At 64.3% G+C, this 8,905-nt stretch carries 7 protein-coding genes; 1 reads left to right on the top strand and 6 read right to left on the bottom strand.

From position 1 onward, the window contains the following. Positions 1-1,772, bottom strand: a 1,772-nt coding sequence (locus B4E36_RS12480) for a ribonuclease R family protein (protein WP_345900409.1), incomplete at its 3' end; no start/stop codon positions are given. Beyond that, the gene (gene topA, locus B4E36_RS12475) at positions 1,769-4,426 is read right to left on the bottom strand and encodes a type I DNA topoisomerase (protein WP_292059104.1); all 2,658 of its coding nucleotides are present in this window, start codon (positions 4,424-4,426) and stop codon (positions 1,769-1,771) included. The genes topA and B4E36_RS12480, both read right to left, overlap by 4 nt. A gap of 502 nt (positions 4,427-4,928) precedes the next feature. On the opposite strand from topA, the gene B4E36_RS12470 reads away from it, so the two are divergent. Then, positions 4,929-5,093, top strand: coding sequence for a hypothetical protein (locus B4E36_RS12470; RefSeq protein ID WP_230722664.1), 165 nt, complete (start codon positions 4,929-4,931; stop codon positions 5,091-5,093). A 70-nt stretch (positions 5,094-5,163) separates the two neighbouring features. On the opposite strand, the gene dprA is transcribed toward B4E36_RS12470, so the two are convergent. From dprA to B4E36_RS12450, 4 genes are all read right to left on the bottom strand, one after another. Continuing rightward, positions 5,164-6,288, bottom strand: a complete 1,125-nt coding sequence (gene dprA, locus B4E36_RS12465; RefSeq protein WP_345900408.1) for a DNA-processing protein DprA — start codon at positions 6,286-6,288, stop codon at positions 5,164-5,166. Positions 6,289-6,346: 58 nt separating this feature from the next. After that, positions 6,347-6,964, bottom strand: a complete 618-nt coding sequence (gene plsY / locus B4E36_RS12460; RefSeq protein WP_292059100.1) for a glycerol-3-phosphate 1-O-acyltransferase PlsY — start codon at positions 6,962-6,964, stop codon at positions 6,347-6,349. A 15-nt stretch (positions 6,965-6,979) separates the two neighbouring features. Beyond that, on the bottom strand, positions 6,980-8,269 hold the full coding sequence (locus B4E36_RS12455) for a dihydroorotase (RefSeq protein WP_292059098.1): 1,290 nt from the start codon (positions 8,267-8,269) through the stop codon (positions 6,980-6,982). Then, on the bottom strand, positions 8,266-8,905 hold a 640-nt coding region (locus tag B4E36_RS12450), incomplete at its 5' end, for an aspartate carbamoyltransferase catalytic subunit (RefSeq protein ID WP_345900407.1). The genes B4E36_RS12450 and B4E36_RS12455, both read right to left, overlap by 4 nt.

Genomic DNA, 8,905 nt, shown 5'->3' with positions numbered 1-8,905 from the left:
AGGTCGGCATAGCGGCGGATCGGCGAGGTGAAGTGGGCGTACTTCATCAGGTTCAGCCCGAAATGCCCGATATTTTCCGGTGAGTAGACCGCCTGGCTTTGCGAGCGCAGCACCATCTGGTTGACGATGTCCTTATGCGGGCTGTCCTCGGCCTTCGACAGGATGCCGTTGAACGAGTTGGCGCGCAGATTGCCGCCCTTTGCCAACGGAATGGAAAGCGTCGCCAGAAATTCGCGCAGCGTCTCCTGCTTGGCAAGCGAGGGCGCGTCATGGGTGCGGTAGATCAGCGCCTGGCGCTTCTGCTCCAGCGTTTCGGCCGCGGCGACATTCGCCTGGATCATCATCTCCTCGATCAGCCTGTGGGCGTCGAGGCGAGGGGGCACGATCACCCTGTCGACCGTGCCGTCATCCTTCAGCAGGATGCGGCGCTCCGGCATGTCGAGTTCCAGCGGCTGACGGCGATCGCGGCCGATCGTCATCGTTTTGTAGGCGGCCCAGAGCGGCTTCAGCACCGGTTCCAGAAGCGGGCCGGTCTTGTCGTCCGTGCGGCCGTCGATGGCGGCCTGAGCCTGCTGGTAGGACAGTTTCGCCGCGCTCTTCATCATGATGCGGTGGAAGGTGTGGGAGGCCTTGCGGCCTTCCTTGGAAAACACCATGCGCACGGCAAGCGCCGGCCGGTCCTCGCCCTCGCGCAGCGAGCAGAGATCGTTGGAAATCCGCTCGGGTAGCATCGGCACGACACGGTCCGGGAAATAGACCGAATTGCCGCGCTTCAGCGCCTCGCGGTCGAGCGCCGATTTCGGGCGGACATAGTAAGAGACGTCGGCGATCGCGATGGTGACGATCACGCCGCCCTCGTTTTCCGGCCTTGTGTCCGGCTCGGCGAAGACCGCGTCGTCATGGTCCTTGGCGTCAGCCGGATCGATGGTGACGAGCGGCAGGTCGCGCCAGTCCTCGCGGTGCGACATGGTGGCGGGCTTCGCCGCATCCGCCGCGTCGAGCACTTCCTTCGGAAAGATATGCGGAATGCCGTGGGCGTGGATCGCGATCATCGAGACCGCCTTTTCCGAGGCGAGCGAGCCGACGACGGAGAGCACGGAGCCGCGCGCCAGGCCGAAACGGCCGGAACGCTGGACATCGACTTCCACGAGGTCGCCATCCTTCGCGCCGGCAAGGTCGGCAATCTCGACCTCGTCGTTTCGCCGGTCGATCGGCATCAGCCGGGCCGCGCCGTTATCGAGCATGCGGACCACGCCGAGCGCCGCCGTGCGGCGCTTGTCGATGACCTTGATGACGCGGGCGGTATAGGCCGGGCCGGTTTCGGATTTCGAAGGGAAGATCTTGGCGAGCACACGGTCGCCGATTCCGGCGGAGGCAGGCTTGCGCTTGCCGTTCTTGCCGCCGCCCTGCTGGCGGATCAGCACGGCGGGGGCCGCGCCTTCCTCGACCGGCCATTCGGCCGGCCGGCCGATCAGTTCGCCGTCCTTGTCGCGGGTGGTGATGTCGAGCACGGTGACCGGGGGCAGGGCGCCAGGCCGCATCAGGCTCTTGCGCTTCTTCTGCAGCAGGCCCTCGTCCTCCAGCTCGCGCAGCATCGCCTTCAGCACCACGCGGTCATCGCCCTTGATCCCGAACGCCTTGGCGATTTCGCGCTTGGAGGCGCGATCGGGATTGTCGGCGATGAACTTCAACAGAACATCGCGCGGCGGGACTTCGCCGTGAATGATCTCATCCGGTTTGCGGGACCGGGAGGCGGTCGGTTTTGCGCTCAACTGTCGCTCTTTTCAGCCTCGGCCGTCTTCTTAGAACTGGCCGTTTTCTTTGTCGCCGTCTTGGATTTCGCGGTCGTTTTTTTCGTCGTGGTCTTCTTGGCGGCGGCCTTCTTCGCCGGCTTCTTCAAGCCGGCCTTTTCAGCGCGCGCGGCCAAAAGCGGAACCGCCTCTTCCATGGTGATCGATTGCGGATCCTTGCCCTTGGGGATGGTGGCGTTGATCTTGCCCCATTTGACATAAGGCCCGTAGCGGCCTTCATTGACGGTCACTTCGCCGCCGCCATCGGGGTGGTCGCCAAGTGATTTCAATGCCTTTGCCGTTGCTCCCCGGCGTCCGCCATTGGCCTTTTTGTCGGCAATGGCGGCAACTGCGCGGTTAACGCCGACCTCGAAGACCTCGTCGATGCTTTCGAGATTGGCATAGGTGCCGTCGTGCAAAACGAACGGACCGTAGCGGCCGAGGCCGGCCGTAATCATCTTGCCGTCTTCGGGATGCGGTCCGACATCACGCGGCAGCGCCAGCAGCCGGAGCGCCTTTTCCAGGTCGATATCCTCGGGCTTCCAGCCCTTCGGCAGAGAGGAGCGTTTGGCCTCCTTGCCGTCGCCGCGCTGAACATAGGGGCCGAAACGGCCGGAGCGCAGGGTGACGACCTCGCCCGTTTCAGGGTCGGCGCCAAGCTCGTTGGGCTCGTTCGGATTGATGCCGCCGTTTGCGGCCTCCGCGTCGCCGGAAAGCTGGCGGGTGAAGTTACATTCCGGATAGTTCGAGCAGCCGACGAAAGCGCCGTATTTGCCGAGCTTCAGCGAAAGCTGCCCCGTGCCGCAGGCCTGGCACTGGCGCGGATCGCCGCCATCCTCGCGCTTGGGGAAGACCAGCGGCGCCAGCGCCTCGTTCAGCGCGTCCAGAACATTGGTGACGCGCAGTTCCTTGGTGCCCTCGACCTGGGCATAGAAATCCTTCCAGAAATCGCGCAGCACCTGCTTCCACTCGAGCGAGCCGTCGGAAATCTTGTCGAGCTTTTCCTCAAGCTCAGCCGTGAAGTCATACTCGACATAGCGGTTGAAGAAGTTCTCCAGGAAGGCCGTCACCAGCCGGCCCTTGGGCTCCGGCGTCAGCTTGCGGCCCTCGATCGTGACATATTCACGGTCGCGCAGCGTAGCCAGCGTGGAGGCATAGGTCGAAGGGCGGCCGATGCCGAGCTCTTCCAGCCGCTTGATCAGCGAGGCTTCCGAATAGCGCGGCGGCGGCTCGGTGAAATGCTGGGTGGCGCGGATCTTTTCTTTGTCGACGTTTTCGCCCTTGTTGATTTCGGGCAGACGACCGTCATCGTCATCCTCGTCGGATGGCGTCTTTTCCTCGCGATTGTCTGCATAGGCGGCCAGGAAGCCGTCAAACTTCACGACGGTGCCGACGGCGCGCAGCCCGGCGCTCTCGCCGCCCTTGGCCGCGGTAATCTCCGCGGTGGTACGCTCCATCTCGGCCGATGCCATCTGGCTCGCGATACCGCGCTTCCAGACGAGGTCGTAGAGCCGGAACTGGTCGGAATCGAGGTACTTTTTCACCGATTGCGGCGTGCGGGTGAAATCGGTCGGCCGGATCGCCTCATGGGCCTCCTGGGCGTTCTTCGCCTTCACCGAATAGTGTCGGGCGCTCTCGGGCAGGTAGCGGGCGCCGAACTGGTCGCCAATCGCATCGCGCGCCGCCGTCACGGCTTCCGGGGCCATGGAGACGCCGTCGGTACGCATATAGGTGATGAGACCCGCCGTCTCGCCGCCGACCGCGATGCCTTCGTAAAGCCGCTGCGCCACCTGCATGGTGCGCGAGGCGGAAAAGCCGAGGCGGGACGAGGCGGCCTGCTGCAGGGTAGAGGTGGTAAAGGGCGGGCCGGGATTGCGGCGAACCGGCTTCGCCTCGACGCTCGCCACCGAATAGGTCGCACCTTCGAGCAGGTCGCGGATGCGGAAGGCCTGTTCCTGGTTCTTCACCGAATTCTTCTGGACGCGCTTGCCGTCGGCCTGCACCAGCCGGGCTTCAAAGGCATCGCCGCGCACGGTTTTCAGATCGGCGACGATGTTCCAGTATTCTTCGGGAACGAAACGTTCGATTTCGTTTTCACGGTCGCAGACGAGGCGTAGCGCCACGGATTGCACGCGGCCGGCAGACCGCGCGCCCGGCAGCTTGCGCCACAGAACCGGCGACAGGTTGAAGCCGACCAGATAATCGAGCGCGCGCCGGGCGAGATAGGCGTTCACCAGCGCTTCGTCGATGTCGCGCGGATTGGCCATGGCGTCGAGCACGGCCTTCTTGGTGATGGCGTTGAAGACCACGCGCTTGACCGGCTTGTCCTTCAGCAGCTTCTTCTTGTTCAGGAGGTCGAGAACGTGCCAGGAAATGGCTTCGCCTTCCCTGTCCGGGTCGGTCGCGAGGATCAGGCCGTCGGCGTTCTTCATCGCGTCGGCAATATCCTTGACCCGCTTGGCCGAGGCCGTGTCGACCTTCCACGACATCGCGAAATCATCATCGGGCAGGACCGATCCATCCTTTGCGGGCAGATCACGCACATGGCCGAAGGAGGCGAGAACCTTGTAGTCCTTGCCGAGATATTTGTTGATCGTCTTGGCCTTCGCGGGCGACTCTACAACAACAACGTCCATGTAATTCGTATCCTGGGTCTGCGTCGGACTTTGTTCGACGCCCGCATCTTCGCGGCAAATTGTCGGTCGCGCGCTCTACCGTGCCCGCCGGCTTGGCGGCCGCGAGGCGCATCCAGGCAGATGGCGGATATGACGGGCCTCGCGCTTATGGGAGAACGCTACAGAGGCGTCCCCCTGATGGCAACCGTCGCTTCCGCTTCTACCAATTTCGCCGGGAGATCAAGCAGAATAGACATTTTTGGGCTGTTTAAAGCTGCATTTACTGTTCCGGCCGGTCGCTCACGAGATGGACAGAGACAGCGGCCGGGTCAAGCCCTTGAAGCTATTTTTGCATGACTACACGCTAATACAACCTAAAGAGAATACTAATTGTAATTGCAATCCTGACCTTTGCCGGTATTGTTTAGCCGGATGAGTAGAGTACGGTTCGGATTCGATCCGTGGCCGAAAAATAGGTGTATGTATGTCGTCCTTTCCAGCCGAACGCGAAGGTTCTCAAAAATTGACCGAGGAGGAAATAATTTATATCCGTCAGATATTGGGCCAGTTGCGCCGGCTTTCAAACAAGGACGGGGCGGAAATGCTCTGCTACCTGATCGACATGGCCTATATAGAGGCTGGGGATCTGCAGACGCAGGTGCTCGCCACCTCGGTGGGCAAGGGCTGAATTCGGTTTTGATCGGCAACGACCCGCAGGGTCTGTTAGCGCTATCATTGCCCTATGAAGGCCGCGTGTCTCAGATCAGCGAGACCCGACCACCCGGGTGCCGCGCAAGCCGGCCGGCGAGATCCAGCTCGAGCAGGATCAGTTGCACGGCGGCGGGGTTCACGCCGGTGAAGCGTATCAGGTCGTCGATTTCGCACGGGCTGGGGCCAAGCGCCTCGGCAACGCGGGCGCGGTCGTCGTCATCGGGGGCGGCTGGCGGCAGGTCTTCGGTCTCCTCCTCGTCGGCCCCACCCCGGATCGGCAGTTCCATCTGGGATAGCGGCGCCAGCGCCTCCAGCACGTCCTCCGGGTTGCATACGATCATCGCGCCCTGCTTGATCAGCCCGTTGGTGCCTTGCGCGCGCGGATCGAGCGGCGAGCCCGGTACGGCCAGCACCAGCCGCCCGCATTCATTGGCAAGGCGCGCGGTGATCAGCGAGCCGGAGCGGTTTGCCGCCTCGATCACGACGACCGCAAGCGAGCAGCCGGCGATCAGCCGGTTGCGGCGGGGAAAGTCGCGGGCGCGCGGCTCCCAGCCATAGGGCATCTCGCTGATGGCGACGCCGCCATCCTCGCAGATTGCGCGATAGAGTTCGATGTTTTCGGGCGGGTAGGGGCGGTCGAGGCCGCCCGCAAGCGCGGCCAGCGTTCCGTGGGCAAGGCTCGCGCGGTGGGCGGCGGCGTCGATCCCGCGCGCCAGGCCCGAGACCACGGTATAGCCGGCGCCGGCCGCAGCACTGGCAATCATGGCGGTGAATTTCGCGCCGGCGACCGAGGCGTTGCGGGCGCCGACAATGCCGAGCGCCGGCCGCGTCGCGACATCGCCGCTGCCGGACATCGCCAGAAGCGGCGGCGCACCGTCGATCGCGCGCAGCGCTGGCGGGTAGTCCGGTTCGCCGATCGCGACGAACCGGCCCTTTTGACGGGCGGCGGTTTCCAGCTCGGCTTCGGCCTCGGCAATGCTTGCCACCCGAAACCGCTTCCGCGCGCCGCCGCGCACGGCAAGCTCAGGCAGACGCTCAAGCGCTGCCTCGGCGCTGCCATAATGATTGATCAGTTCGCGAAAGGTGACGGGACCGACATTGTCGCTGCGGATCAGGCGAAGCCAGGCGATGCGCTGGCTTTCCGACAGGGCGATGCCGGGGCGGCTTGTCAAAGGGGCGTTTCCGTGGATGGAGGCCGTTCAGCCCCGATGCGGAAAATCCCCCTCGCTGTCACCCCTTGTCTCCGATCCTGCTCTCGGTGCCCGATATCAGGCGCTCGATATTGGTCTTGTGCCGCCACCAGGAGATCACCGTCAAAACGGCCATCACCAGTGAAACCTGTGGTAGGCCCATTATCCACAGGGCAACCGGTATGGCAAGCGTCGCAATCAGCGCCGAAAGCGAGGAATAGCGCGAAAGCCGGGCAATCAGCAGCCAGACGAAGGCGAAGATCAGCACCGCCGCCGGCGCGACGCCGAGAAGCACGCCAATATAGGTCGCGACCCCCTTGCCGCCCTTGAAGCCGAGCCAGACCGGAAACAGATGGCCGATGAATGCCGCAGCCCCCGCCAGAAGCCCGGCATCGCTGCCGTAAAGCGTCGTGGCGAGGATCACCGCGAAAGTCGCCTTCAGCGCGTCGAGCACCAGGGTGAGGGCGGCCAGATGCCGCTTGCCGGTGCGCAGCACATTGGTGGCGCCGATATTGCCGGAGCCGATGCCGCGGATATCGCCGAGCCCCGCCGCCTTCGTGATCAGATAACCGAAGGGGATCGAGCCCAGAAGGTAGCCGCCGGCCAGCGCAATCGCCGCCTGCGTCGCCGTCAGATCGAATGAGAATAGTGCCGGCACGTCGTCCCCTTCCGGTCAGTCCGCCTGATGGACCTTGATGCCGCCAACATATGTCGCGACGGCCCGTCCCGAAAAGCGGGCATTTTCAAATGTCGTGTTTTTCGAGCGCGAAACCAGCCGGTCGGGCGTCACCACCCATGGCTCGTCGAGATCGATCAGGGTGATATCGGCCTTCGCGCCGGGACGAAGCGAGCCGGCGTCGAGATCGAACAGCTTCGCCGGCCGCGTCGACATGGCGTCAACCAGCCGCATCAGCGGCACGTCGCCGCTGTGGTGGAGGCGGAGGGCTGCGGCCAGCATGGTCTCCAGCCCAATCGCGCCATCCTCGGCATCGGAGAACGGCAGGCGCTTGGTGTCGACGTCCTGCGGGTCATGCGAGGAGACGATGATGTCGATCAGCCCATCCTTCAGCGCCTCGACCATCTTCTGCCGATCCTCTTCCTGCCTGAGCGGCGGCGAAAGCTTGAAGAAGGTGCGGTATTCGCCGATGTCGTTTTCATTCAGCGTCAGATGGTTGATCGAGATGCCGCTGGAAACCGAAGCGCCGCGATCGCGCGCCACCCCCACGGCCTCGACCGATTCGGGGACCGAGATCAGCGCTGCGTGGTAGCGGGCCTTGGTGAGGGTCGCCAGCCGCAGGTCGCGCTCGAGCGGGATCACCTCGGCCTCGCGCGGCGTGCCGGAAAGGCCGAGCCAGCTTGCGAACAGGCCTTCGTTCATGACGCCGGTTTCCGAGAGATAGCGGTCGCGCGGCTCCAGCGCCACCACGGCGTCGAAGGATCGGGCATAGGTCATCGCGCGCCGAAGCACCCGGTTGTCGGAAAGCGAGTAGCGGCCATTGGCAAACGCCACCGCGCCGCCGGCCTTGAGCATGCCGATCTCGGTCATCTCGTCGCCCGCAAGGCCCTTCGTCAGGGCGGCGGCGGGGTAGACATTGACGACGGCGTTATCGCGGGCGGTCTTCAGCACGAATTCGAGCAGCGCGATATCGTCGATCGGCGGCTGCGTGTCCGGCATCATCACGAAGGAGGTGATGCCGCCGGCTGCCGCCGCAAGGCTTGCCGAGCGGATGGTTTCGGTATGCTCCGCGCCGGGCTCGCCGACGAAGACATGGGCGTCGACAAGGCCGGGCGTGGCCACAAGACCGTTGCAGTCGACGATCTCGGCGCCGTCGGGCGCGCCCTGGTTCATGGCATCGGCCCCGGCGGCAACGATCCGGCCGTCCTCGACGATGATCGTGCCGGTTTCATCGCGGTCGCGGGAGGGGTCGATGATGCGGGCGTTTTTCAGAACGAGCGGCTTCATGCGCGCGGCCCTCCGTTTTCCGAAAACATCAGCGTCTCCATCACCGCCATGCGCACGGCGACCCCCATTTCCACCTGCCGCTCGATCACGCTTTGCGGCCCGTCGGCGACATCGGAGGCGATTTCCACGCCGCGGTTCATCGGCCCCGGATGCATTACCAGCGCATCCTCCTTGGCCGCCTTCAGCTTCTCGCGGTCGAGGCCCCAGAAGTGGAAATATTCGCGCACCGATGGCACAAAGGCGCCGGACATGCGCTCGCGTTGCAGGCGGAGCATCATCACCACGTCGGCGCCCTTCAGCCCTTCCTCCATCGTGTCGCAAACCTCGACGCTCATGTCGCGGATACCGGAGGGTAGCAGCGTCGCCGGGCCCACGACGCGCACGCGCGCGCCCATCGTGTTGAGCAGGATGATGTTGGAGCGGGCGACGCGTGAATGCAGGATGTCGCCGCAGATCGTGACCTTGAGCCCCTCGATCCGGCCTTTGGCGCGGCGGATGGTCAGCGTGTCGAGCAGGCCTTGAGTCGGATGCTGGTGGGTACCGTCACCGGCATTGATCACGGCGCAGTCGACCTTGCGCGACAGCAGCTTCACGCCGCCGGAGGCTGAATGCCGGATCACGATGGCATCGGGCGCC

The organism is Martelella sp. UBA3392 (assembly GCF_002358775.1).
Classification (GTDB): Bacteria; Pseudomonadota; Alphaproteobacteria; order Rhizobiales; family Rhizobiaceae; genus Martelella; species Martelella mediterranea.
This window is presented reverse-complemented; position numbering and strand designations above follow the sequence as displayed.